23 protein-coding genes are annotated in these 25,461 nt (G+C 61.5%); 12 read left to right on the top strand and 11 right to left on the bottom strand.

Translation table 11 applies throughout. The features are described 5' to 3' along the window. Positions 1–198 precede the first annotated feature (198 nt). Complete coding sequence (locus J1G35_RS14480; protein ID WP_053133149.1) at positions 199–504, bottom strand: hypothetical protein; 306 nt, start codon at positions 502–504, stop codon at positions 199–201. Positions 505–961: 457 nt separating this feature from the next. Between J1G35_RS14480 and J1G35_RS14475 the strand changes: the two genes are divergently transcribed. Both J1G35_RS14475 and rmuC read left to right on the top strand, forming a co-directional pair. After that, positions 962–1,285, top strand: a complete 324-nt coding sequence (locus J1G35_RS14475) for a hypothetical protein (protein WP_043293316.1) — start codon at positions 962–964, stop codon at positions 1,283–1,285. 175 nt (positions 1,286–1,460) lie between these two features. After that, complete coding sequence (rmuC, locus tag J1G35_RS14470; protein WP_172681476.1) at positions 1,461–2,825, top strand: DNA recombination protein RmuC; 1,365 nt, start codon at positions 1,461–1,463, stop codon at positions 2,823–2,825. Between the two features lie 62 nt (positions 2,826–2,887). Here the strand turns inward: rmuC and J1G35_RS14465 are convergent, their stop codons facing one another. From J1G35_RS14465 to J1G35_RS14455, 3 genes are all read right to left on the bottom strand, one after another. Continuing rightward, positions 2,888–6,358: a PAS domain-containing hybrid sensor histidine kinase/response regulator gene (locus J1G35_RS14465; protein WP_223015251.1), complete on the bottom strand. Its 3,471-nt coding sequence runs from the start codon at positions 6,356–6,358 to the stop codon at positions 2,888–2,890. A gap of 119 nt (positions 6,359–6,477) precedes the next feature. Then, complete coding sequence (locus J1G35_RS14460) at positions 6,478–6,861, bottom strand: YbaN family protein (protein ID WP_027603821.1); 384 nt, start codon at positions 6,859–6,861, stop codon at positions 6,478–6,480. Between the two features lie 20 nt (positions 6,862–6,881). After that, positions 6,882–7,469, bottom strand: coding sequence for a YecA family protein (locus tag J1G35_RS14455; RefSeq protein ID WP_223015250.1), 588 nt, complete (start codon positions 7,467–7,469; stop codon positions 6,882–6,884). A gap of 279 nt (positions 7,470–7,748) precedes the next feature. Between J1G35_RS14455 and recQ the strand changes: the two genes are divergently transcribed. Together recQ and J1G35_RS14445 are read left to right on the top strand one after the other, a co-directional pair. Beyond that, positions 7,749–9,875, top strand: coding sequence for a DNA helicase RecQ (gene recQ / locus J1G35_RS14450; protein ID WP_053133159.1), 2,127 nt, complete (start codon positions 7,749–7,751; stop codon positions 9,873–9,875). 121 nt (positions 9,876–9,996) lie between these two features. Further along, the gene (locus J1G35_RS14445) at positions 9,997–10,431 is read left to right on the top strand and encodes a MarR family transcriptional regulator (RefSeq protein ID WP_053133162.1); all 435 of its coding nucleotides are present in this window, start codon (positions 9,997–9,999) and stop codon (positions 10,429–10,431) included. 66 nt (positions 10,432–10,497) lie between these two features. Here the strand turns inward: J1G35_RS14445 and J1G35_RS14440 are convergent, their stop codons facing one another. Continuing rightward, positions 10,498–12,687, bottom strand: coding sequence for a patatin-like phospholipase family protein (locus tag J1G35_RS14440; protein WP_053133165.1), 2,190 nt, complete (start codon positions 12,685–12,687; stop codon positions 10,498–10,500). A gap of 84 nt (positions 12,688–12,771) precedes the next feature. Between J1G35_RS14440 and J1G35_RS14435 the strand changes: the two genes are divergently transcribed. Continuing rightward, the gene (locus J1G35_RS14435) at positions 12,772–13,059 is read left to right on the top strand and encodes a SelT/SelW/SelH family protein (RefSeq protein ID WP_053133169.1); all 288 of its coding nucleotides are present in this window, start codon (positions 12,772–12,774) and stop codon (positions 13,057–13,059) included. Between the two features lie 41 nt (positions 13,060–13,100). On the opposite strand, the gene J1G35_RS14430 is transcribed toward J1G35_RS14435, so the two are convergent. The 3 genes from J1G35_RS14430 to J1G35_RS14420 all read right to left on the bottom strand — a co-directional run bounded on the left by J1G35_RS14430 (position 13,101) and on the right by J1G35_RS14420 (position 15,247). Next, positions 13,101–13,382 (bottom strand): hypothetical protein, encoded by a 282-nt coding sequence (locus J1G35_RS14430; RefSeq protein ID WP_053133172.1) that lies wholly within the window; start codon positions 13,380–13,382, stop codon positions 13,101–13,103. Between the two features lie 131 nt (positions 13,383–13,513). Continuing rightward, positions 13,514–14,398: a DMT family transporter gene (locus J1G35_RS14425; protein WP_053133175.1), complete on the bottom strand. Its 885-nt coding sequence runs from the start codon at positions 14,396–14,398 to the stop codon at positions 13,514–13,516. Between the two features lie 99 nt (positions 14,399–14,497). Continuing rightward, positions 14,498–15,247 carry an AraC family transcriptional regulator gene (locus J1G35_RS14420; protein WP_223015249.1) on the bottom strand — a complete coding sequence of 250 codons (750 nt, stop codon included), beginning with the start codon at positions 15,245–15,247 and terminating at the stop codon, positions 14,498–14,500. Positions 15,248–15,385: 138 nt separating this feature from the next. On the opposite strand from J1G35_RS14420, the gene J1G35_RS14415 reads away from it, so the two are divergent. Next, positions 15,386–16,195: a UDP-2,3-diacylglucosamine diphosphatase gene (locus J1G35_RS14415; RefSeq protein WP_053133181.1), complete on the top strand. Its 810-nt coding sequence runs from the start codon at positions 15,386–15,388 to the stop codon at positions 16,193–16,195. Positions 16,196–16,253: 58 nt separating this feature from the next. On the opposite strand, the gene J1G35_RS14410 is transcribed toward J1G35_RS14415, so the two are convergent. The 3 genes from J1G35_RS14410 to phhA all read right to left on the bottom strand — a co-directional run bounded on the left by J1G35_RS14410 (position 16,254) and on the right by phhA (position 18,693). After that, on the bottom strand, positions 16,254–17,447 hold the full coding sequence (locus J1G35_RS14410; RefSeq protein ID WP_223015248.1) for an amino acid aminotransferase: 1,194 nt from the start codon (positions 17,445–17,447) through the stop codon (positions 16,254–16,256). Continuing rightward, positions 17,447–17,803, bottom strand: coding sequence for a 4a-hydroxytetrahydrobiopterin dehydratase (locus tag J1G35_RS14405; protein ID WP_010208721.1), 357 nt, complete (start codon positions 17,801–17,803; stop codon positions 17,447–17,449). The genes J1G35_RS14410 and J1G35_RS14405 overlap by 1 nt, the downstream gene beginning before the upstream one ends. 98 nt (positions 17,804–17,901) lie before the next feature. Continuing rightward, complete coding sequence (gene phhA / locus J1G35_RS14400) at positions 17,902–18,693, bottom strand: phenylalanine 4-monooxygenase (protein WP_053133187.1); 792 nt, start codon at positions 18,691–18,693, stop codon at positions 17,902–17,904. 257 nt (positions 18,694–18,950) lie between these two features. Between phhA and J1G35_RS14395 the strand changes: the two genes are divergently transcribed. The 6 genes from J1G35_RS14395 (at position 18,951) to flgJ (ending at position 25,454) form a co-directional block, all read left to right on the top strand. After that, positions 18,951–20,513 (top strand): sigma-54-dependent transcriptional regulator, encoded by a 1,563-nt coding sequence (locus J1G35_RS14395; protein ID WP_053133190.1) that lies wholly within the window; start codon positions 18,951–18,953, stop codon positions 20,511–20,513. A 202-nt stretch (positions 20,514–20,715) separates the two neighbouring features. Beyond that, positions 20,716–21,456, top strand: a complete 741-nt coding sequence (locus J1G35_RS14390; protein WP_053133193.1) for a flagellar basal body rod protein FlgF — start codon at positions 20,716–20,718, stop codon at positions 21,454–21,456. A 71-nt stretch (positions 21,457–21,527) separates the two neighbouring features. Continuing rightward, positions 21,528–22,313, top strand: a complete 786-nt coding sequence (flgG, locus tag J1G35_RS14385) for a flagellar basal-body rod protein FlgG (protein WP_025855853.1) — start codon at positions 21,528–21,530, stop codon at positions 22,311–22,313. Between the two features lie 53 nt (positions 22,314–22,366). Further along, positions 22,367–23,062: a flagellar basal body L-ring protein FlgH gene (gene flgH / locus J1G35_RS14380; protein WP_010208725.1), complete on the top strand. Its 696-nt coding sequence runs from the start codon at positions 22,367–22,369 to the stop codon at positions 23,060–23,062. A 27-nt stretch (positions 23,063–23,089) separates the two neighbouring features. Continuing rightward, a complete protein-coding gene (locus tag J1G35_RS14375; RefSeq protein WP_053133384.1) occupies positions 23,090–24,178 on the top strand; it encodes a flagellar basal body P-ring protein FlgI in 1,089 nt (362 codons plus the stop codon). A gap of 4 nt (positions 24,179–24,182) precedes the next feature. Next, positions 24,183–25,454 (top strand): flagellar assembly peptidoglycan hydrolase FlgJ, encoded by a 1,272-nt coding sequence (gene flgJ, locus J1G35_RS14370; RefSeq protein ID WP_223015247.1) that lies wholly within the window; start codon positions 24,183–24,185, stop codon positions 25,452–25,454. Positions 25,455–25,461: the final 7 nt, after the last annotated feature.

Here is a 25,461-nt window from a genome sequence, read left to right as displayed (position 1 = left end):
AGTATGAAAACTTCGCGGCACCCTTTGCTTGTTCAAAGGCAGTGTCGTCGCAAGTGATACCTGGAAACCATCGAGGTGGTCGATCCCATGTTGTTCAAGGGAGTTGTTCGACCAGAATTGACTTTCAGCTTGGTACTAACGCTGCGGATAGTAACGGATTGAAACAGGTAAGGGAAGTGGTCAGTCAAAAAACTTTAATCAAGCGCCCAGTAGACCGCGATAAACCAGCACTGTGATCGCGGCTGCCAGCGAGCAGCCCAGCGCGTAGGCGGCGAGGGTCAGGCGCAGGGATTGGCCGGTCTCGACCACTTTCACCACATCAGCCATGTCATTGATACGCCCCTCACCCAACTCGATACACAGACTCGCGGCGGTGAACGCGGCTGATAACAGGATGGCGATCGCAAACAAGGCCCCATCCGGGGATGGCAGAGCACCATTGATCCCCAGTGAAATGGCGCAGATAACCAGTAACAACACGGCGAATAACAGAATTCCTTTCATCGACCCACTCAGCGTTGCCTTGCCCGTCGGGCAGTGTGGCGAGCCGATAAAGATTTGAAAAGTCCCTGTTTTGCCTCAGCGGTAACATTTTTGAAGCCAGTCGCTTCAAAAAAAGCCGTTGATATAACCGTCGGATCGGTACTTGTGCACATTAGTTGCGGCGTGTGTAACCAGGCTGTCAAGTGCTAGGCAGGACCGCCATTTGCCTGCAATGAAAATTTAAGTCAATGAAAAATCTGGCTTTTTTTTATTGGTGAAAAAATCGTCAGTTTGACTGCGGGCCCCGTTCCATGGGCCTTTGCGCGAGTTAAAGGGAGGTTGTCCACTGAGTTATCCACAGCTTCTGTGGATTGTCCCGAGCGCTTGCTCTAGAACGGGCGTGCAGGTTTTTTTCAGCTTTACCTGTACGAAAAAAAGAGTAGAGTGGCGCGCCTTCCGTTCTGTCCCACAGTGCTTTATGAAGTTTCGCTCAGTATCACCTTCTGTTACCGACACCCCGCAAACTGTTACCGCACCCAAGCGCTTTTCCTTGAAAGTCGCCCTGTGGTTGCTCGACAGCCCACGCCTGGGGCACAGCACCAACGTCAAGCATTTCGCCGGGCGCTTGCTCAAGCAGCCGGCCCGCGAGGGCGTGGTTGCTGCGCAAAGCCGCCTGGGCCAATTGATGTGCCGTGAGTGCGGCAACGCCCGCGACCGCCGCATCGGCCACGACCTGCTGCGCCTGGCCGCCCGTGCCGGTGACCGCCGCGCCCAACGAGAACTGGGTCAGGTCGAAGACTGAGCTGTCCTCACGCTCTACGCTTGGTTAACCTTGCTCCTTTTCGGTGATGGCAGAAATGGCTATGGTTTTTGACTGGACCAGTATTGCCCTGGGCCTGGCTGGTGCCGCAGTGCCTTTATTGGCGGTGTGCTGGCAGATTCAGCGGCGGTTGACCGCGCGGACCACCGGCTGGGAACTGCTCGAAGAGCGCCTGGCCACTGCGCAACTGGCCCAGGAAGGCCTTGCCGCCCAACTGGACGCCAGTCGCGATGAAATCAGCGACTTGAGCCAGGCCAATGCCGCCAAACAGGCCGATCTCGCTGCTGTGCGCCGTGAAGTCGAGCTGTTGCAGATCGACCGCGACAACGCCCGCGACGCCGCCCACGCCTGGAACCTTGACCGCAGCGCCAAGGAAACCGAATTGCGCCGCCTCGACGCACTCTCGGCCGCCTTGCGCGCCGAACTGCGCGAGCAGCAGGAAAGCCACCAGCAGCGCCTCGCCGACCTGCAAGGCTCGCGGGACGAGTTGCGTGCGCAGTTCGCTGAGCTGGCGGGCAAGATTTTCGATGAGCGTGAGCAGCGCTTTGCCGAGACCAGCCAGGAGCGCCTGGGCCAGTTGCTCGATCCCTTGAAGGAGCGCATCCAGTCCTTCGAAAAACGCGTGGAAGAAAGCTACCAGAACGAGGCCCGCGAGCGCTTTTCCCTGGCCAAGGAGCTTGAACGCCTGCAGCAACTGAACTTGCGTCTGTCAGACGAAGCGACCAACCTGACCCGCGCCCTCAAGGGCCAGAAGACCCAGGGCAACTGGGGCGAGTTGATCCTCGAACGGGTGCTGGAGCACGCAGGTTTGGAGAAGGGCCGCGAGTACCAGACCCAAGTCAGCTTGAAGGGTCCGGACGGCGAGCGCTTCCAGCCGGATGTGCTGATCATGTTGCCCGGTGACAAGCAGGTGGTGGTGGATTCCAAGGTCAGCCTGACGGCGTATCAGCAGTACGTCGCGGCCGATGACGAGGTGATCGGTCGAGAGGCCCTGAAGCAACACGTGCTGTCGCTGCGCAATCACGTCAAAGGCTTGGCCGGCAAGGACTACAAGCGCCTGGAAGGCTTGCACAGCCTGGATTTCGTGTTGCTGTTCGTGCCGATCGAAGCCGCTTTTTCCGCTGCCTTGCAGGCTGAACCGAATCTGTTCCAAGAGGCGTTCGACCGTCATATCGTGATCGTCAGTCCTACGACGTTGCTCGCTACCCTGCGCGTGATTGACAGCCTCTGGAAGCAAGAGCGTCAAAGCCAGAACGCCCGCGAAATCGCCGAACGCGCCGGTTGGCTGTACGACAAGTTCGTGCTGTTTATCCAGGATCTGGACGAAGTGGGCAATCGTCTTCAGCAGTTGGATAAGGCTTACAGCGCGGCGCGAAACAAGCTGACAGATGGGCGCGGAAATCTGGTCAGCCGTACCGAGCAGTTAAGGTTGCTCGGTGCGCGTGCCAGCAAAAGCCTGCCGGCGGATCTGCTGGAGCGGGCGATGACCGACGCTGACGGCGTCGCGCACCTTCCCGAATAAACACAATCCGAAAGCTGGGAGGGGGCAAGCCCCCTGCAACATTTTGACTTGGGACATTCGGTTTATAGAGGTAAGTGTCGACTCAGCAGCGCCCGCAGCGCGGCTGGCTTCACCGGCTTGGCGAGGTAATCCAGCCCCGCTGCATGCACCTTGGCCACCATCTCCGGGCGGCCATCGGCGCTGATGACCACGCCGGGAATCGGCTCCGCCAGTTGTGCGCGCAGCCAGCCCATCAACTCCGTACCGGTCTCACCGTGATCAAGGTGGTAATCCACCAGCGCCAGTTGCGGGCGTATGCCTTGCGCCAGTAACGCTGCACATTGCGCTTGATCGGTGGCGGTCCACACCTCACAGCCCCAGCGCGTCAGCAGGCTGCGCATGCCGATCAGGATGCTTTCTTCGTTATCTACGCAGAGCACTTGTGCACCGCTCATGGGCAGGCCGTTTTCTTGTACGGCTTTGACCTGTGGGCTGGCCTGGTTGCGCGCCAGCGGCACGCGCACGCTGAACACGCTGCCCTTGCCGGGCCATGAGCGCACGCTCAGGCGATGGCCCAGTACCCGGCACAGGCCGTCGGCAATCGCCAGGCCCAGGCCCAGGCCTTTCTCGGCGCGGGTCTGGTGGCTGTCCAGGCGTTTGAACTCTTCGAAGATCACCTTCTGTTTATCCTGCGGGATGCCCGGGCCACGGTCCCAGACTTCCAGGCACAGTTCGCCCTTGCGCCGGCGTACACCCAGCAGCACCGGGCCGTCGGCATAGCGGAAAGCGTTGGTCAGGAAATTCTGCAAAATCCGCCGCAGCAACTTGATGTCGCTGTCGACGCGCAAGCGGCTGCCGCGCAGACGGAAGCGCAAGCCTTGCTCCTGTGCCAGGGCCTTGAATTCGGCGCCGAGGGTGTCGAACAACTCATTGAGTGCAAACGGCTGGCGCTGCGGATTGATCTTGCCGTTTTCCAGGCGCGAGATATCCAGCAGGTCGCTGATCAGGTCTTCGGCGGAGCGCAGAGAGCTGTCCAGGTGCTGCACCAGTTGCCGGGCTTCGCTGGACAGGCCGTCGTTCTGGTGGGAGAGGGCGGCGGAGAACAGGCGTGCGGCGTTCAACGGCTGCATCAGGTCATGGCTGACCGCCGCGAGGAAGCGGGTCTTCGACTGGCTGGCGGACTCGGCCACACCTTTGGCATCGGTGAGCGCCACATTGAGCTGCGACAATTCGTGGGTGCGCTCGGTCACGCGTTGTTCAAGGCCTTCGTTGGCCTCGGTGAGGGCCTGCTCGGCTTCGCGGAACGCGGTAATGTCGGTGAAGCTCATGACAAAACCACCGCCCGGCATCGGGTTGCCGATCAGCTCGATCACCCGCCCATTCGGAAACAAGCGCTCGGATGTATGCGCGCGGCCCTGGCGCATCCAGTGCAGGCGGCGCGCCACATGCACTTCGGCCTCGCCCGGCCCGCATAAACCGCGCTCGGCGTTGTAGCGAATGATGTCGGCAATCGGTCGGCCTACGCTGATCAGCCCGTCGGGGTAATTGAACAACTCCAGGTAACGTCGGTTCCAGGCCACCAGCTTGAGGGACTGGTCCACCACACTGATGCCCTGGGTGATGTTCTCGATGGCGCCTTGCAGCAACGCGCGGTTGAATTGCAGTACTTCCGACGCTTCGTCGGCGATGCGTACGACGTCCTCCAGCTGCATTTCCCGCCCTTCAATGGCGGCTTTTACTACGGCGCGGGTCGAAGAGGCGCCGAGGACACCGGCCAGTAATCGCTCGGTGTGGGCGATCCAGTCGTTGTCGGCATTCTGGTTGGGGTTAAAGCCTTTGCCTTGGCGATAGGCGAAGCGGATAAAGCTCTGCTGGGCGCGTTCTTCACCGACAAAACGCGCGGCCAGGCTGAGCAGGTCACTGATTTGTACCGACAGCATTGAGCGGGCATTGGCGCGCTGGCTGATTTCCTGGCCGATAAAGCGCCCGGCTTGCCAGTGTTCCGACACGCGCGTACGCGACAGCATCGACACCCACACAAACAGCGTGAAGTTACCTGCCAGAGAGAACACCGTGCCCAAGGTCAGTGAGGTGACGGACAAGCCCAGCGGGTGCGAATGCATCCACGTCAGTCCTGGGAAAAGGGCGAGAGACCAGCCCAGGCTTTTCGCCGTAACCGGTAGGACCAAGGTGTAGAACCACAGGAACGTACCGGCCGCCAACCCGGCGAACACGCCACGCCGGTTGGCCTGTTTCCAGTACAGCGCGCCAAGCATGGCCGGGGCCAGTTGGGTCACGGCGGCAAAGGCGATCTGGCCGATGGTCGCCAGGCTTGCAGTAGAGCCCAGCAGGCGGTAGCTGACATACGCCAGCAGCAGGATGATCACGATGCTGACCCGGCGCACCGACAGCATCCAGTGGCGGAACACTTCGAACGGTCGCTCGGCGCTGGAACGGCGCAGCAGCCAGGGCAGCAGCATGTCGTTGGAGACCATGGTCGACAAGGCAATGCTCGCCACGATCACCATGCCGGTGGCCGCCGACGCGCCGCCGATAAACGCCAGTACGGCGAGGGCCGGATGAGCCTCGGCCATGGGCAGGCTGATCACGTAGGAGTCCGGCAGCACCGAGCCGGGCAGCATCATTTTGCCGCCCAGGGCGATCGGTACTACAAACAGTGCGGCAAGAATAAGGTAGGCCGGGAATACCCACTTGGCCAGGCGCAAATCCTGGGGGTCGATGTTCTCCACGACTGTCACATGGAACTGCCGAGGCAAGCAGATGATCGCCATCATGGCGACACCGGTTTGCACCACCATCGATGGCCAGTTGATGGTTTCCTTCCAGTATTCCTCCAGGCGTGGCGCGAGCATCGCCTGGCTGAACAGGTCGCCGAAACCGTCGTACAGGCCGTAGGTCACAAACGCGCCGACTGCGAGAAACGCGAACAGCTTGACCAGGGATTCAAATGCAATCGCCAACACCATGCCACGGTGGTGTTCGGTGGCGTCGAGGTTGCGCGTACCGAACACAATGGTGAACAGCGCCAGTACCAGGGACACGATCAAGGCGGTGTCTTGCGCTCGGGTGCCGTTGGTGTCCGCGCCAGCACCGATCAGCAGGTTGACCCCCAGCACGATGCCTTTGAGTTGCAGGGCGATATAGGGCAGCACGCCCACCAGGCAGATCAGCGCGACCACCACCGCCAGGGACTGGGATTTGCCGTAGCGTGCGGCGATGAAGTCGGCGATGGAGGTGATGTTTTCCTGCTTGCTGATCAGGATCATCTTCTGCAGCACCCAGGGTGCCAGCACCAGCAACAGCACCGGTCCCAGGTAGATCGGTAAAAACGCCCACAGTTGTTCGGCGGCCTGGCCTACGGCGCCGAAGAAGGTCCAGCTGGTGCAATAAACTGCCAGCGACAGGCTGTACACCCAGGCACGCATACGCGGCGGCAATGGCGCACGGCGACGGTCGCCGTAGAAGGCGATGGCAAACATAATGGCCATATAGGCCAGGGCAACGGCGGCGATCAGCCCGCTGGACAGCGTCATGGTAACTCCGAGCATAAGAACACCCAGGCATTCCAGGCCCGGTTGGACAGTCTCGCATGATGCCTGGGGTTAGTCAGTGTCGACCAAGGTCGTGTGGGATCTAATGTCGCAGTGGGCGTTTAGCGCGGTGGCAGGGTTTTCTGGCGCAGGATGTAGATTGTCACCAGCACGGCGCTGGTCAGCATGAACCCGCGGGCCCATGGCAATGGCACCAGGTAGCAGGAAAAACCGATACTCAACCACATCAAGCCGATGGCGTAGACCTTGCCCTTGAGCGGGATGCCGTTGCCATCCAGATAATCACGAATCCAGGGGCCCAGGCGCGGGTGTTCCACCAGCCACTGGTAGAAACGCGGGGAGCTGCGAGCGAAGCAGGCGGCGGCGAGCAGGAGGAAGGGCGTGGTCGGCAATACCGGCAGGAAAATACCGATTACTCCCAACGCTACGCTCAGCCAGCCGATGGCCAGCAGCACGTAGCGCAGGAGCAGCGAGCGATTGCCCATGGGTGTCACGGGCAAGCGACTCAGTGGTGGCGTGGCTTGAGGATCGCCGGTTTTTCGTCAGGGGCGTTGCACAGCAGGTACAGCGCGGTCAGGGCTTCCGGGATCTGAACGATCATGTCGTCCATCAGGTTGGCGTCGGCGGCGATATCGGAAAACTCAGCTTCCTCCTCAAACAGCCCCGAACCGACCATGATCGGCAGCAGCATTTCGCTGACTTCTTCCTCGGCGGATTCGAACCAGGCCGCTTCGCGCAGGAACACCCCTTCCATAAAGCCAATGCACCAGCCGCGCAGGTCGGAGTCGTCCGGGTCTTCACCCAGGTCCAGCTCGCACGGCAGTTCGAACTCCTCATCGGAGGCCAGTTGACGACCGATGTGGGCCTTGAGGGCCAGCAGGGTGGCTTCGATTTCTTCGCGCTGGGCGGCGTCGGCGTAATGCGGTTCTTCGGCGAACAGCGCGTCGATCCATTCACGGTCGGGAACGATATCGGAGCAGATCGACAGGGCGGTCAGGTAGCCGTGGGCGGCCACGTAGTCCAGCGCCTCGTCATGCAGCTCATCGGCGTCGAGGAAGGCTTGCAGGCGGGTTAGTTGCTCAGCGAAGGACATTGAAGGACTACCTTGGGAATAAACGATGCTGAATTCTAGGCTTTCTTGCGCGCCCAAGCCAGTCGGCATGCATATTTGCCAGGTTTTTGAGACAGGCTGCAATTCGTCAGCGGCGCCCTTTGCCGGATGACGCTCGGGTATACTGCCGCGTTTTGTGATGCCCCTGCAGGTCAAGCGCCAGACCGAGAAAACTTCGCTTACGGATTATTTTCCGTGACGCCGCATTTTTTCGGCCAGCCTGTACAGAGGGATTTCGGCACTATTTTGTTGGAGTTATACATGCTCGATCAGGCTCAACGCGTCCTCAAGGACATCTTCGGCTACGACAGTTTTCGTGGCCGCCAGGGTGCGATCATTGAGCGCGTGGCCAAGGGGGGCGATGCCCTGGTCCTGATGCCTACCGGCGGCGGCAAGTCGTTGTGTTTCCAGGTGCCGGCGTTGTTGCGCAACGGGCTGGCAGTAGTGGTGTCGCCGCTGATCGCGTTGATGGACGACCAAGTCGCGACCCTGGAAGAGCTCGGCGTGGCTGCCGCCGCCTTGAACTCTACCCTCAGTGCCGAGCAGCAGCGCGACCTGGCCGCGCGGATCAAGCGCGGTGAAGTGAAGATGCTCTACCTGGCCCCTGAGCGCCTGGTGCAACCGCGCATGCTGGCGTTTTTACAGAGCCTGGAAATCGCCCTGTTCGCCATCGACGAAGCCCACTGCGTATCGCAATGGGGGCATGATTTCCGCCGCGAATACTTGCAGCTCGGGCAACTGGCGGAGCTGTTCCCCGACGTTCCCCGCATCGCCCTGACCGCCACCGCCGACAAGCGCACCCGTGAAGAAATCGTCGAGCGTCTGCACCTGCAGAACGCTGAGCGTTTCCTGTCGAGCTTCGACCGGCCGAATATTTTCTACCGCATCGTGCCCAAGGAGCAGCCGCGCAAGCAGTTGCTGGCGTTTCTCTCCGAGCGGCGCAGCGATGCGGGCATTGTCTATTGCCTGTCGCGCAAGAAGGTCGATGAAGTGGCCGCATTCCTCTGCGAACAGGGCTACCCGGCGCTGCCGTACCACGCCGGCCTGCCCAACGAAACGCGCTCTGCCCACCAGAAACGCTTCCTCAACGAGGAAGGCCTGATCATGGTGGCCACCATCGCGTTCGGCATGGGCATCGACAAATCCAACGTGCGCTTCGTGGCGCATATGGATCTGCCCAAGTCCCTTGAGGCCTATTACCAGGAGACCGGCCGTGCCGGCCGTGATGGCCTGCCGGCGGATGCCTGGATGGTCTATGGCCTGCAGGACGTGGTGATGCTCAAGCAGATGCTGCAGAACTCCGAAGGCGATGAGCGCCACAAGCGCCTGGAGCAGCACAAGCTCGACGCGATGCTCTCGCTGTGTGAAGAGACCCGCTGCCGCCGCCAGACCTTGCTGGCGTACTTCGACGAGGACATGCCGCAACCGTGTGGCCACTGCGATAACTGCATTGATGGTGTACAGACCTGGGACGCCACCGAGCCGGCCCGTCAGGCACTCTCGACGATCTACCGCACCGGCCAGCGTTATGGCGTAGGCCATCTGGTGGATGTGCTGCTGGGCAAGGACAATGAAAAAGTACGCAGCTTCGGCCACGAAAAACTCTCGGTCTACGGCGTCGGCAAGGCCCGTGCCGAAGGTGAGTGGCGTTCGTTGTTCCGGCAGATGGTCGCGCGTGGCCTGGTGGACATCGATATCGAAGGGTATGGCGGCCTGCGCCTGAACGACAGCTGCCGGCCCTTGCTCAAGGGCGAGGTGAGCCTGGAGCTGCGCCGCGACCTCAAACCGCAAACGACCGCCAAGACCAGCACCAGCCAGGCCAGCCAGCTTGTGCGGGGCGAAGAGCGCGAACAGTGGGAAGCCCTGCGTACCCTGCGACGCAAGCTGGCCCAGGAACACAGCGTGCCGCCGTACGTTATTTTTCCCGACTCCACGTTGCTGGAAATGCTGCGCGAGCAGCCCACCACCATGGCCGAAATGGCCCGGGTCAGCGGCGTGGGTGCGCGTAAGCTGGAGCGCTACGGTCAGGCGTTCCTCGAAGTGCTCGGTGGCCAGGCCGAAGCACCGAAGGAAATCGCCGATATTCGCCACGAACTGATCAGCCTGGCACGCGCCGGCATGACCCCGATCCAGATCGCCGGCCAACTGCAATGCTCGGAGAAAAACGTCTACACCTTACTGGCCGAATCCATCGGCAAGCAGCAGTTGTCCCTGGAGCAGGCCCTTGATTTGCCGGAAGATCTGCTCGGCGAAATCCAGGATGCATTCCTTGACGGAGAAGGCGAATTGCCACCGGTTGCGGAGATCGCACCGCTGTTTGCCGGGCGTGTTCCTGAAGGGGTTTTGTATTGCGTGCGGGCCGCTTTGCAGTCTGAATTCGAAATTTAGTGTGCCAATTACGACAATGTAACGAATCAGTACATAGCAAGTCTTGCCTAGTGACATGGCTCATGCTTAGCTGACTAATAATTAGCCATACTTTATTTTCAGTCTAAACCATGAGTTTTTTATGCCGTTAACCGATCAACACCGTTTTGGCATGCAACTGGCGCAAATGTCCCGAGGTTGGCGCGCTGAGCTCGACCGCCGTTTGGCCGGGCTGGGCCTGTCCCAGGCGCGTTGGCTGGTGCTGCTGCACCTGGCCCGTTTCGAAGAAGCCCCCACTCAGCGCGAGCTGGCGCAAAGCGTCGGTGTAGAAGGGCCGACCCTGGCCCGTTTGCTCGACAGCCTCGAAGGCCAGGGCCTGGTGCAACGCCAGGCCGTGGTGGAAGACCGTCGCGCCAAGCGCATCCTGCTGTGTGACACTGCCAAACCGTTGATCGAGCAGATCGAGACTATCGCCACCGCCTTGCGTCACGAGCTGTTTGTCGGTGTTGACGAAGAAGATATGCGTGTCTGCATGCGGGTGCATGGGCACATCCTGGCGAACCTGGAAAAGTCCTGATTCGTCCCCGGTAGCAGCTGTCGAACCTCGCCGGGGCTCGACAGCTGCGAGTGTGAACGGGGGTGGTTAGAAGGTTTGCCCTAGGTTCAGATACACCGCCTTCTGATTATCATCATTAAACCCATAGCTGAAATTCAGCGGCCCCAGCGGCGTATCAAACCCCAGGAAAATACTCGCGGCGTTGATATAGCCGCTGTCGAATTCATTGTCGTTGTTCCATGCCCGACCCCGTTCCAGGGACGCGCCCAGGTACAGCGGGAAATCCAGCGGCAGGTAGGAGCGCGGTGTGAGCCGACGGTAGTACACCGCGCGCATCAAGCTGATGTTCTGCCCGGAAATCGCATCCTGGCGGAAGCCCGACAACTGCCGCGCACCGCCCAGCAGGAAGCTGGAAATCACCACGTCCGAATCATCCAGGGTGCGCCCGTAGCGACCGCCCAGCACCAGCGTGTCCGGACCGTGGCTCATGGCCTTGTCCAGCTTGAATTCCCATTGTCGATAGCGCTGGTCCGAGCCCAACCCCGGTTCGAATTCGCGCAAGGCCAGGCCGATATCCTCGCCGCTGTGAGGGAAGTACACGTTATCCAGGGAGTCGAAGGAGTACTTCAGTTCATAGAAGCCTTCGCTGAAGCTCACACTTGGCAGGTCGCGGTCGCCGATGCGCACATCCGCCTTGCCCCAGGCCTCGCCGACACCGAAGCGGATCTCGCCGCTGTTGCCGATCTGGCGCCCCACGTTCAGGCCGAAACCATAGCGTTCCAAGCGGTATTCGGAGATGGGGTCATTATCGAGGATCAGCTCGACGTTCTGTGCCTGGGCGCTGAGATAAGGGGCAACGAAATAGCGCGAACCGGTATCCATCGGCTGATAGAACTCGCTGTACAGCTCTTGCCGATCACCGATCTGCACCCGCGTCAGCCACTCGGCGCCGAGACGGTTAATGCCATTCATACGGTAACTGGCGCCCAGGTTGAAGGCGCTGTCGCCACGCATATCGTCCGACAGGTTCAGGCCCAGGCGCAGGTAGTCTGTACCGCTGCGTTTGCCGCGTGCACTGATCACCAGGGTGTTGTCCTGGCCCTTTTTCACCACGCGGTATTGCACCTGCTCGAAGTAATCCAGGCCGTACAAAGTGCCCATGTCGGTCTGCAGGCGGCCAAGCTCCAGCGGTTCGCCCAACGGTTGGCGGATGTAGTAGCGGATCACGTCGTCGCTGACTTTCGAGTCGTTCTCCACCTTGATCGCGGTAATCACCGGGGTGCGTTCGCCTGGGGTGCGCGCGGCCACCAGTTGCGGGTCGATCGGTTCGGCGGGGCGCAAATGTGCCAGGCGAACGTCGAGGGCGCGGGTGGCGCGATAGCCGGCATCGATCATGTCCTTGGCGCGGCCGAAGTCCGTCACGCCATAGGCGGCCAGCGGCGGCTGGATCAGGACGTCCTTGGGATGCAAGGCCTTGAGTTGTTCCTCGGAGTTGCGCCGGGTCATCAGGGTGATGGACTGGTTAAGCACATCCACCACCGTTGCCAGTTGCTTGCGTGAACGCAACGGGGTACCGATGTCGACCACGATGGCGATGTCCACGCCCATCTCGCGCGCCACATCCAGTGGGATGTTATCGGTCATGCCGCCATCCACCAGCAGCCGGCCATCCAGCTCCACCGGCGCGAACACGGCCGGAATCGACATACTGGCGCGGATCACCTGGGGCAAATGACCTTTGCTGAACACGACTTTCTCGCCGGTGGTGATATCGGTGGCCACGGCGCGGAAGGGGATTGGCAATTTGTCGAAATTACGCGTGTTGCTGGTGTGGGCGAACATGCTTTCCAGCAGCAGCGCCAGATTCTGGCCCTGGATCACACCCAGGGGCAGGCCGAGGCTGCCGTCATCGCGAAAGCTCAGCTTCTGCTTGACCAGGAAATCCCGGTCATCCTGCTTGCGTCGAAACGGCACGTCTTCCCGTGGCGGTGCGTCGGACAGCGCCTGTTGCCAGTCGATGCCCAGCGCAAGTTTTTCCAGTTCATCGATCTTGTAGCCCGACGCATACAGCCCGCCAATCACCGCGCCCATGCTGGTGCCGGCAATCGCATCGATATGAATACCCTGTTCCTCCAGGGCCTTGAGCACACCGATATGCGCCAGGCCTCGGGCGGCACCACCGGACAGCACCAGGCCGACTTTAGGGCGTGGCGGTTCAACGGCATCGGCAATCAGGGGGATCAGGCAGAGGAACAGGCAGGACAACAGGCGGCGCATCATGACTCTCGAAGCTGGGCGATAAAGGCCGGTATTATAGCCATCCGATCCGCCGAGCCCGTTACGCCAGGAACCTCTCAAATTATGTCGCCGAGCAAACCCGAGATTGTCATCACCTATTGCACCCAGTGCCAGTGGTTGCTGCGCGCCGCGTGGCTGGCGCAGGAGCTGTTGAGTACGTTTGCCGAGGACCTGGGCAAAGTGTCGCTGGAACCGGCAACCGGCGGGACGTTTCGCATCACCTGCGAGGGTGTGCAGATCTGGGAGCGCAAGGCCGACGGCGGCTTCCCTGAAGCCAAGGTGCTCAAGCAACGCGTGCGTGACCAGATCGACCCGCAACGCGACCTGGGCCACAACGATCGTACCCAATGAAGGCCACCGCCGCTGCAGGACGGTGACCCCTGGATGCGCCGCTATTTGGCGGCCATTTTGCTCTTGATAAAGCCCACGACCAAGGTCAGCACCAGGCCGCCGACACCGCCGCCGACGATATTGCTGCCGACCGCTGCCACATCCAGGGCTTCGCCGCCGGAGGTGCCCGTGAGTGCCGAGACAATCTGGCCGAGCACCAGGCCGCCGACGCCGCCGAGAAAGGTATTGAGCCCGGTGCCCAGGCTCTGTTTGGTCATGCCGGCCAAGTTGCCGCCGACGGCGCCGCTGATGATCTGAACCAGCAAGCTGATGAGCATTTCCATGATGTAACCCCTGCATAGCGTTGATGGAGTGACCACTCGCTTGCAGCAACTGCAGAAAACACCATGGCTGTCGTCGAGGAGTCTTTATCCGTTTAACGACGGCTGACTGTTGCGGATGTTTAAAGTATAGATCAGGCCGTTGCAGCGGGCTGCTTGGCCTGGCTGGCACTGCCCATGAGCCCTGAAAGCACGATGGCGATGATGATCAACGCGCCGCCCAACAACATGCGCAAGGTCGGCGTCTCGGCAAACAGCAGCCAGGCCACGGTGATGCCGTAGACCGGTTCCATGGCAAACACCACCGAAGCGGTGCGCGCCTTGATCACCGCGAGGCTGGCGACAAACAGGCTATGGGCCAGACCGGTACAGAACACCCCAAGCAGGCCGATCCACAACCAATCCAGCGCACGCACATCCGCCAACCCCGGCGCAGCCACGGGCAGCAGGCACAGGGCGACCACCACATTTTGGCAAAGCGCCGCCTGTACGGCAGGGATGCGCCCGGAGCTGGCGCGGTTATTGAGCGATAACAAGGAAAACAGCAACCCCGAGGCGATGCCCCAGAGCAGGCCGCCAGTGGCTTCGCTGGCGAGGTTGAAGTCCGGCGTGACCAGCACCAACCCAACGGTGACCAGAGCCACCAGTACGATTTCATTGGCGCGAATGCGCTCGCGGAAGATCAGCCCTTCGAGGATCACGGTAAACGCCGGGAATGCGGTGAACCCCAGCGTGGCGACGGCCACACCGGCCACCTTGACCGCAATGAAGAACGTCACCCAATGCGCCGCCAGCAACACGCCACTGACCAGCAGGCGACGCCAGTCCTGCAGCGCCAGGGTTTTCCAGGGGGCGTTGCTGGCGAAGCGCGCAAACACTGCCAGGGCAATCACGGCAAACGCGGCGCGACCGAAGACGATGATGGCCGGCGAGGCCGCCGCCAGCTTGCCGAAGACGCCGGTAAGGCCAAACATCAATGCGCCGATATGCAGGGCGCCGAGGGCTGAACGGGGAGTCATTGCGATCCTTGAACCAACGGGAGTGACAGGGTCGCAGTCTAGAGGGTGCTGGTGCGTGCGTCTGTCGTGCGACTCGCGATTTTTAGCGCAAGGCTCGCCCTACGTGGCGCGCCGCAACGCACCGGGAGAGGCGCCAAATTCGCGAAGCATGGCGGCGGCAAAGGCACTTTGTGAGGTGTAGCCAACCCGCTCGGCGATTTCACCGATGGGCAGCGGCGTCTCGCGCAGCAGTTTCAAGGCCAGTTGCAGGCGACGGCTGCGGATGTAGTCCATGGGCGTCTGCCCGCACTCGGCCATGAACCGCGCATGCAGGCGCGCCGCTGACAGGCCGGCGATGCGGGCCAGGTCGGCGACTTGAAGGGGGTGGGCAAGATGCTTTTCGATATGCCCATTGAACGCTGCATACGGCAGGCGCCGGCCCGGCACCTGCGGGGCCTGCGGATGATTGAGGCTGGCCAGCAACAGCACCGCGCCCTGTTGGACGATCAGTGGGTCTTCCACCGGGCTGTGCGCCAGCCATTGCACCAGTTGGTGTTGCCGGGCATCCAGGGCCAGGCGGACCGGTTGGTCAAGCAGGCGGCGGCTGGCATCCGCATGTTCGCCCAAGGATTGCAGGACCCAATGCTCCGTGGGCACATCCAGCACCAGGCAGCGGCTGCCATCGCGACTGCCACAGGCATGGTGGGCGCAGAAGGGCAGCACCATCACGCTGCTTTCACGCACCTGGCTGCCACGCCCATCGACTTCCAGGTCCAGATGACCGGACAGGCCGAACACCAACTGCGCATGGTCATGGCTGTGGGCGATGGGCGCTTCGAGGTAGTGGCGTAGCGTGAGCGACGGTGTCATCGCGGTCTCCTGGGCAGCAGGGTTGCCAGTCTACAACGCTTCGCGGCCAGTGAGCGTTGTCATCAGACTGACGCACGACTGTCATGGGCTATTAATCGCCAAGGCGCAAGCTCGCGAAAACAGCGTCGAGGGATGCCCATGACCAGTGCCGAGTTCACCAAGCCCAGCCGTAAGCAGCGGGTTCGTACCCTGTGGATTTCCGACGTGCACCTGGGCACCCGGGATTGCCAGGCCGAACACCTATCGCAGTTCCTCAAGGGCTACCACGCTGACAAGGTCTACCTGGTCGGCGATATCATCGACGGCTGGAAAATGCGCGGCGGCATGTATTGGCCTCAGGCCCATACGAACGTGATCCGCCGGCTGTTGACCATGGCCAAGCGCGGCACCGAAGTGATCTACGTCACCGGTAACCACGACGAATTCCTGCGCCGCTACTCCAAGCTGATCCTGGGCAATATCCAGTTGGTGGACGAGGCGGTGCACGTGACGGCCGATGGCCGTCATCTGCTGGTGATCCACGGCGACCAGTTTGATGTGATCACCCGTTACCACCGCTGGCTGGCGTTCCTGGGCGACTCGGCCTATGAGTTCACCCTCACCTTGAACCGCTGGTTGAACCACTGGCGTGCGCGGTACGGCTATGGCTATTGGTCACTGTCGGCGTATCTGAAACACAAGGTCAAAACCGCCGTGAGCTTTATCAGTGATTTCGAAGAAGCCATCGCCCACGAAGTGACCAAGCGCGAGTTGCATGGCGTGGTGTGCGGGCATATCCACCATGCGGAGATCCGCAAAGTGGGCGAGGTGGATTACCTCAACTGCGGGGATTGGGTGGAGTCGTGCACGGCGTTGATCGAGCACTGGGACGGGAGCATCGAGTTGTATCGCTTGGCGGATGCGCAGGCGAAAGAGGCGCTGCTGAAAGCCGAGATGGTCGCCAGCTGAGGGGGGGGGGTCAAAATGTGGGAGGGGGCTTGCTCCCACATTTTCAGTCCCGGTTTCGTCAGTGGGATACGTCGGCGATGGCTTCGGCCAGGAGCGTCAGACGTGTCGCATCAATGCCCGCCACGTTAGCTCGCCCCGAACTGACCATATACACACTGTGCTTCTCGCGCAGTTGCTTGACCTGCTCAGCGCTTAAACCGGTGTAGGAAAACATCCCGCGTTGCGCCCCAATATGCGCAAACCGCTCAGCCAGGCCATGGGGCGCCAGCGCCTCCACCAGTCCGCAACGCAACTGCGCGATTCGCGCACGCATGGCTTCGACTTCCTCGCTCCACTGCTTTTTCAGTTCGGCATCACCGAGGATGGTCGCGACCACCGCCGCACCATGATCCGGCGGCGTCGACCACAGGTTGCGCGCGGTATTCGCCAACTGGCTGCGTACATCCGTCAGCTTCTCGGCATCCGCCGCACACACGATCAAGGCGCCGACACGGTCGCGGTACAGGCCGAAGTTCTTCGAGCACGAGCTGGTGACCAGCACTTCCGGCAGTTCAGCCGCAAACAAGCGCACCGCCCAGGCATCCTGCTCCAGGCCGTCGCCAAAGCCCTGGTAGGCGAAGTCGATCAGCGGCAGCAACTGGCGTTCGCGCACGATGTGCAGCACCTGGCGCCAGTCATCCTGGGACAGGTCGAACCCGGTCGGGTTGTGGCAGCAGGCGTGCAGCAACACGACATCGCCTTTGGGCACGGTGGAGAGCGTCGCCAGCATCGCCGCCACATCCAGGCGGTTATCCGCGCCCACGTACGGGTAGTGGCTGACCTTGAGCCCTGCCTTGGCAAAGATGGTTTCGTGGATCGGCCAGGTCGGGTCGCTCAACCACACGCCACGGCCGGGCAGGTTGTGGGCGATAAAGTCGGCGCTCAAGCGCAGGGCGCCGGTGCCGCCTGGGGTCTGGGTCGCGCCGGCACGGTGTTCGCGCAGCAGGGCGGAGTCGGCGCCCAGCACCAGTTCGCTGATCAGCGTGCCGAAGGCTGCATCGCCGTGGCCGCCGATATAGGTCTTGGTGGCCTGGGTGTCGACCAGGCGCTGCTCCGCGCGTTTTACCGAATGGGGAATCGGCGTCAGGCCCTGGTCGTCTTTGTACACGCCCACGCCGAGGTCGAACTTGTTCGGGTTGCTGTCCTGGGCATACAGGTCCATCAACCCGAGGATAGGGTCGCCGGGTACCCGGCCTATGGCATCGAAATGCATTACTTGCGGCCCTCGGCGTCCTTGGCCACTTCGTCGGTGCGCGCGGCCATGATGAAGTCGTTGCGGTGCAGGCCCTTGATGGAGTGGCTCCACCAGGTCACGGTCACCTTGCCCCATTCGGTGAGCAGGCCCGGGTGATGGCCTTCGGCTTCGGAGATTTCACCCATGGCGTTGGTAAAGGCCAGGGCGAATTTGAAGTTCTTGAACAGGAAAACCTTTTCCAGCTGCATCACGCCGTCGCGCACTTCGATGTTCCAGTCGGGGATCTGCTTGAGCAGCACCGGCAACTCTTCATCGCTGACTTGAGGGGCATCGGCGCGGCAGGCTTCGCAGTGGGCTTGGTTCAAGGTGGTCATGGTCGGTGTCCTGAATTCGAATAGGTGAAGGTCAGTGGCGTCACCCTAAAGCAACGCGGGGCCAGGGAACAGACTCACCTGGCCTTAAAAGACGCAGTTCAAGCAGCTTTTGGTTTGGGCGGAAATTTGGGGGCGTGCAAGCCAAGCTGCATCCCGCGTTCGACCATGCCCATGATGTCTTCCTGCGCTACTTCGAACAGGCGCTTGAGGTTGGGCAGCACGAAATACAGCGGTTGCAGGATGTCGATGCGGTACGGGGTGCGCATCGCTTCCAGCGGGTCGAAGACCTGGTGCTCGGGTTCGTCCGACAGGCAGTACACGCTTTCCTTGGGTGACGACAAAATCCCGCCACCGTAGATACGCCGACCTTCGGGGGTATCCACCAGGCCGAACTCTATGGTCATCCAGTACAGGCGCGCCAGGTACACCCGTTGCTCCTTGCTGGCCGCGAGGCCGAGCTTGCCGTAGGTGTGGGTGAACTCGGCGAACCACGGGTTGGTCAGCAGCGGGCAGTGGCCAAAGATCTCGTGGAAAATATCCGGCTCTTGCAGGTAATCCAGTTCTTCGCGGGTGCGAATAAAGGTCGCCACTGGAAACTGCTTGTTGGCGAGCAATTCGAAGAACGTCTGGAAGGGAATCAGCGCCGGCACGCGGGCGACTTGCCAGCCGGTGGTGGCAGCCAGCACCTGGTTGATTTCACCCAGTTGCGGGATGCGATCCAGGGGCAGGCCGAGTTTGTCGATGCCATCCAGGTATTCCTGGCAGGCGCGGCCTTCGATCACCTTCAACTGACGGGTGATCAGGGTGTTCCACACCGCGTGTTCTTCCGGCGGGTAGTGGATAAAACCTTGCGCATCGGGCTCGCGGGCCACGTAGTGCGTCTGCTTCATACGGCTCTCCTGCTAGGCATTCGTTCTTGTTATGTCCTGCGATGAACCTATTGATACTCCGTGCGGGGCGAGATTCCATCGGCTTGAATGGCCCATGCGTAGGAAAAGTTACCGACTTTCGTAAAGTATTCGTTACAGTTGTGCCGCTGATCGCCGAGTTGGGCTGTGAAAAGCCCGTAAGCTGTCACATAATCTTGACGACTATCTGCGCCCAGCGACAAAAAGACGCGGCGCCTACCCACTTTCCGGGCCTTTTCATGCGTATCAAAGTGCACTGCCAGAACCGCATCGGCATCCTGCGGGACATCCTCAACCTGTTGGTGGAGTACGGCGTCAACGTCGCCAAGGGGGAGGTGGGTGGCGAGCATGGCAACGCGATTTACCTGTTCTGCCCGAACCTGGTGAACATGCAATTCCAGGCGCTGCGCCCGCAGTTCGAAGCGATTGCCGGGGTGTTTGGCGTTAAGCGGGTAGGGCTGATGCCCAGTGAGCGTCGGCATATGGAGCTCAATGCCTTGCTCGGTGCCCTGGAGTTTCCGGTGTTGTCCATCGACATGGGCGGCTCCATTGTCGCCGCCAACCGTGCCGCCGCGCAGTTGCTCGGGGTGCGGGTGGACGAGGTGCCGGGCATTCCGCTGTCGCGCTACGCCGAGGACTTCGATTTACCGGAGCTGGTGCGCGCGAGTAAATCGCGGATCAATGGCCTGCGGGTCAAGGTCAAGGGTGACGTGTTCCTGGCGGACATCGCGCCGCTGCAATCCTCCGAACATGACGACAGCGAAGCCATGGCCGGCGCCGTGCTCACCCTGCACCGCGCCGACCGTGTGGGCGAGCGCATCTACAACGTGCGCAAACAGGAGCTGCGCGGCTTCGACAGTATTTTCCAAAGCTCCAAGGTCATGGCTGCCGTGGTGCGTGAAGCCCGGCGCATGGCGCCCCTGGATGCGCCGCTATTAATAGAAGGCGAAACCGGCACCGGCAAAGAACTGCTGGCCCGCGCCTGCCACCTGGCCAGCCCGCGGGGGCAATCGCCGTTGATGGCGCTGAACTGCGCCGGGCTGCCCGAGTCGATGGCCGAGACCGAACTGTTCGGCTACGGCCCCGGTGCGTTCGAAGGCGCGCGCGCCGAAGGCAAGCTGGGGCTGCTGGAACTGACGGCGGGCGGTACGTTGTTTCTCGATGGCGTCGGGGAAATGAGTTCGCGCTTGCAGGTGAAGCTACTGCGCTTCCTGCAGGACGGTTGCTTTCGTCGGGTCGGCAGCGATGAAGAGGTCTACCTGGATGTGCGGGTGATCTGCGCCACTCAGGTGGACCTGTCCGAACTCTGCGCCCGTGGCGAATTCCGCCAGGACCTTTATCACCGCCTCAACGTGCTGTCCTTGCATATCCCGCCCCTGCGCGAATGCCTCGATGGCCTCGCGCCCTTGGTTGAGCACTTTCTCGACCAGGCCAGCCGGCAGATCGGCTGCCCGCTGCCCAAGCTGGCGCCCGCCGCGATGGATCGCCTCAGCCACTACCATTGGCCGGGGAATGTGCGGCAATTGGAAAACGTGCTGTTCCAGGCGGTGTCGCTGTGTGAGGGCGGCACGGTCAAGGTCGAGCACATTCGCCTGCCGGACTACGGCGTGCGCCAACCCCTTGGCGATTTTTCCCTGGAGGGCGGCCTGGACGAGATCGTCGGCCGGTTCGAGAAGGCCGTATTGGAAAGCCTGTATGCCGAGCACTCCAGCAGCCGGCAGTTGGGCAAACGCCTGGGGGTGTCGCACACCACCATCGCCAATAAATTGCGTGATTACGAAATTCTCAAGGCCGACAAATAAGCGGTGAGGGAGGGGGCGTTGCCGCTGGCGGCAGTAGTCCGCCGTTTTTTCGACTATCGTCAGCCTCCCCAATCCTGCTGCCTGGCCGCAAACCCCCGCCCCGCCTCGACTTTCCTCTGTTTTGAAAAGTTGGTTCGCAAATTGCTTAAGCCTCATCAGTACAGCGGTGGGCGGCAAGCCTGCGTCAGAAAGAGGAAGAAGCGTGGACAAGTACCTTTATGTGGCAATGACCGGCGCCAGCCAGAATGCACTGGCGCAGAAGGCTCATGCCAACAACTTGGCGAACATCTCCACCAACGGTTTTCAACGTGACCTGGAACAGGCGCGTTCGATGCCGGTGTTCGGTGACAGCTTTCCGGCGCGGGCCTTTGCCATGACCGAGCGCCCAGCCACCGACTTCACGCCTGGCGCGATGATCGAGACCGGCCGTGACTTGGACGTGGCCGTCAACGGTGACGGCTGGATGGCCGTGCAAACGCCGGACGGCAGCGAAGCCTACGTGCGCAGCGCTAGCATGAACGTCGATGCGCTGGGCGTGCTGCGCGCGGGTAACGGCATGCCGATCATGGGCAACGGTGGCCCGATTTCGGTGCCGCCCCAGCAGAAGATTGAAGTCGGCTCCGACGGCACCATCAGCATTCGCGCCATGGGGGAAGGCCCTCGGGTGATGGCTGAAGTGGACCGCATCAAGCTGGTCCAGCCCGACCTCAAGAATATGAATAAAGGCCTGGACGGCACCATCCACACCAAGGATGGCCAGCCGGCCGTGGCCGATGCGAGCGTCAAGCTGACCTCGGGTTTTCTGCAGGCGAGCAACGTCAACGCGGTTGAAGAAATGACGGCGGTGTTGGCGCTCTCCAAGCAGTTCGAGCTGCACATCAAGATGATGAACAGCGCCAAGGAAGACGACCAGGCCATGACTCGCGTCATGCAGATGAGCTGATAGCCGCGTCACTGACTGAATACTAATTTTGCAGCGCAGCGCCAACAAACAGGCGCACGAAGGAGAACAGCATGCTTCCGGCTCTATGGGTTGCCAAGACAGGCCTGTCCGCCCAGGACACTAACCTGACCACCATTTCCAACAACCTGGCCAACGTGTCGACCACGGGTTTCAAACGTGACCGCGCCGAGTTCCAGGACTTGCTCTATCAGATCAAGAAACAGCCTGGCGCCCAATCGACCCAGGACAGCGAACTGCCGTCGGGCCTGCAACTGGGTACGGGTGTGCAGATCGTCGGCACCCAGAAGAACTTCAGCGCCGGTAACCTGCAGCAGACTGGCCAGCCGCTGGACATGGCCATCAACGGCCGTGGCTTCTTCCAGATCCTGCAGCCGGACGGGACCACGTCTTACACCCGTGACGGGACTTTCCACCTGGACTCCAACGGCCAGATCGTCACCGCCAACGGTTTTGCCCTGGAGCCTGCCGTTATCGTGCCGGCCGATGCCAAGACCTTCACTGTCGGCAACGACGGCACCGTGTCCATCACCGTGGCCGGTAACCCGGCGTCGCAAGTGATCGGCAACCTGCAAACCGCCGACTTCATCAACCCGGCCGGCCTGCAGGCCATGGGTAACAACCTGTTCCTGGAAACCGCCTCCAGCGGCGCGCCGCAAATCGGCACCCCTGGCCTGAACGGTTTCGGCACCACGCTGCAAAGCACTTTGGAAACCTCCAACGTGAGCACCGTTGAAGAGATGGTCAACATGATCACCACTCAGCGCGCCTACGAGATGAACTCCAAGGTGATCTCCACCGCCGACCAGATGCTTTCGTTCGTAACGCAGAATCTGTAATCAAGTCTATGGGGCGCCGTAGACAGCGCCTGCAACACCGTGAGGTAAGGGTCATGAATCGCTATGTTTCCGTTCTGGCATTGAGTGGGATTGCCGTGCTCGCGGGCTGTGTCGCCCCGACGCCAAAACCCAATGACCCGTACTACGCGCCGGTGTTGCCACGCACACCGTTGCCGGCGGCGGCCAACAACGGCTCGATCTACCAGGCCGGTTTCGAACAGAACCTGTACAGCGACCGCAAGGCGTTCCGGGTCGGTGACATCATCACCATCACCTTGAACGAGCGGACCCAGGCCAGCAAGAACGCCAACTCCCAGGTCGGCAAGACCAGCAAGGCCGGCATTGGCCTGACCTCGTTGTTTGGCGCGGTGCCTAACGTCAACAATCCGCTGGGCGATGGCGACCTGAGCCTGAGCGCCGGCTACAGCGGCGACCGTGCCACCAACGGCAAGAGCGCGGCGGGGCAGGGCAACAGCCTGACCGGTTCGATCACCGTCACGGTGGCGGACGTGTTGCCCAACGGCATCATTGCCGTACGCGGTGAGAAGTGGATGACCCTCAACACCGGTGATGAGCTGGTGCGTATTGCCGGTATGGTGCGTGCCGATGATATTTCCACCGACAACACCGTACCGTCGACGCGGATTGCCGATGCGCGCATCACTTACTCCGGCACCGGCGCTTTTGCTGATGCAAGCCAGCCGGGCTGGTTCGACCGTTTCTTCCTTAGCCCGCTGTTCCCTTTCTAGGTGGCCACTTTGAAACTCAAACAGCTGATGGCGGCGGCACTCTTGCTGAGTCTGAGCGCAGTCGTCCAGGCCGAACGCCTGAAAGACATCGCCAGCATCTCCGGCGTGCGTTCCAACCAGTTGATCGGCTACGGCCTGGTGGTGGGGCTAAACGGTACGGGTGACCAGACCACCCAGACCCCGTTCACCCTGCAGACCTTCAACAACATGCTCTCGCAGTTCGGCATCAAGGTGCCTGCGGGGTCGGGCAACGTGCAGTTGAAGAACGTCGCGGCGGTGTCGATCAGTGCCGATTTGCCGGCGTTTTCCAAGCCGGGCCAGGTGGTCGACATCACCGTGTCGTCCATCGGTAACTCCAAGAGCCTGCGCGGCGGCACGCTGCTGATGACCCCGCTTAAAGGTATCGACGGCAACGTCTACGCCATTGCCCAGGGCAACCTGGTGGTGGGCGGGTTTGATGCCGAAGGTCGCGACGGTTCGAAGATCACCGTCAACGTGCCATCGGCCGGTCGAATTCCCGGCGGCGCCACGGTTGAACGCACCGTGCCCAGCGGTTTCAACCAAGGCAACAGCCTGACCCTGAACCTCAACCGTTCCGACTTCACCACCGCCAAGCGTGTGGTCGACAAGATCAACGACATGCTTGGCCCTGGCGTGGCCCAGGCCATCGACGGCGGCTCGATCCGCGTCACCGCGCCGCTGGACCCAAGCCAGCGTGTGGACTACCTGTCGATCCTGGAAAACCTTGAGGTGGATCCGGGCCAGGCGGTGGCCAAGGTCATCATCAATTCGCGGACCGGCACTATCGTGATCGGCCAGAACGTCAAGGTCTCGCCAGCTGCGGTGACCCACGGCAGCCTGACCGTGACCATCACCGAAGACCCGATCGTCAGCCAGCCGGGGCCGTTGTCCAATGGCCAGACGGCGGTGGTGCCACGTTCGCGAGTCAATGCCCAGCAAGAAGCCAAGCCGATGTTCAAGTTCGGTCCCGGTACCACCCTGGATGAGATTGTCCGCGCGGTGAACCAGGTAGGCGCAGCGCCTGGCGACTTGATGGCGATCCTTGAAGCTTTGAAACAGGCCGGCGCCTTGCAAGCCGACCTGATCGTGATCTGAGGCCATGGCCATGGATATGCGCAAGAGCGGTATCAGCAGCACGGCGGACTCGGGGTCTTACTCCGACCTGAACCGGCTTAACCAGCTCAAGGTCGGCGCCGACAAGAACAGCGAAGGCAACATGCGCAAGGTCGCGCAGGAATTCGAATCGCTGTTCTTGAGTGAGATGCTCAAGTCCATGCGTTCGGCCACCGAGGCCCTGGGTAAGGACAACCCGATGAACACCCCGGCGGCCAAGCAGTACCAAGAGATGTACGACCAGCAACTGGCCGTGTCGATGTCCCGCGAAGGCGGTGGTATCGGCCTGGCCGACGTACTCATGCGCCAGATGCAAAAGAACAAACCGGTGGAAGCCCAGGCGGCCACCTTGCAGGGTCCGGCGGCGGCTGAGGCGGTGAAGAAGGCCGATGTACCGACGGAAATTGCCGCCGGTACCCAGGCCGAGGGCCCGTTGGGGCGCTCCAATGGCCAGCGTCCGTTGTGGGCCTACCGCGTAGCCGAGCCCCAGGCCGGCGCCGCCGCTGCCCACAGCAACGATATGGAGCTGATGAACCAGCGCCGGATCGCCTTGCCAAGCAAGCTCACCGATCGCTTGCTCGCCGGCATTGTGCCGAGCACTCAAGTGGCGACCGAGGCCAAGGCCGCGCCGCTGCGCAACAGTGCTGCCGATGACAACGTGATCAACAGCACCGCGCGCAGTTTTGCCGTGCCCAGCGACCGCATGCAGATCTACAGCCGCGCCGTTGCCCAGCCACCATTGGCGCCGGCGAAGAAGGCGTTCAGCTCCCAGGATGAGTTCGTCGCCACCATGTTGCCGATGGCCAAGGCGGCTGCCGCGCGCATCGGCGTCGATCCGAAGTACCTGGTGGCCCAGGCGGCCCTGGAAACCGGTTGGGGCAAGTCGGTGATGCGCGCCGAGGATGGCAGCAGCAGCCACAACCTGTTCGGCATCAAGGCCGGTCAGAGTTGGCAGGGCGGCCAGGCCCGCGCGATCACCAGCGAGTTTCGTGATGGGGCGATGGTCAAGGAAACGGCGCAGTTCCGTTCCTACGACTCCTACCAAGACAGCTTCCATGACCTCGTGACATTGCTGCAAAGCAATGATCGCTATAAAGAAGTTGTGAAGTCGGCCGACAACCCGGAACAGTTTGTGCGTGAGTTGCAAAAAGCCGGTTACGCAACGGATCCGGCCTACGCCAGCAAGATTTCGCAGATCGCTAAAACCATGAACAGTTATCAGAATTACGCTGCCGCGGGCGCGACCACTCATTTATAAGGTCTGA

It is taken from the genome of Pseudomonas sp. SH10-3B (assembly GCF_019891415.1).
In the GTDB taxonomy this organism is placed as follows: Bacteria; Pseudomonadota; Gammaproteobacteria; order Pseudomonadales; family Pseudomonadaceae; genus Aquipseudomonas.
Note: the sequence above shows the minus strand (reverse complement) of the source record. Positions and strands in the feature narration are given on the sequence as shown.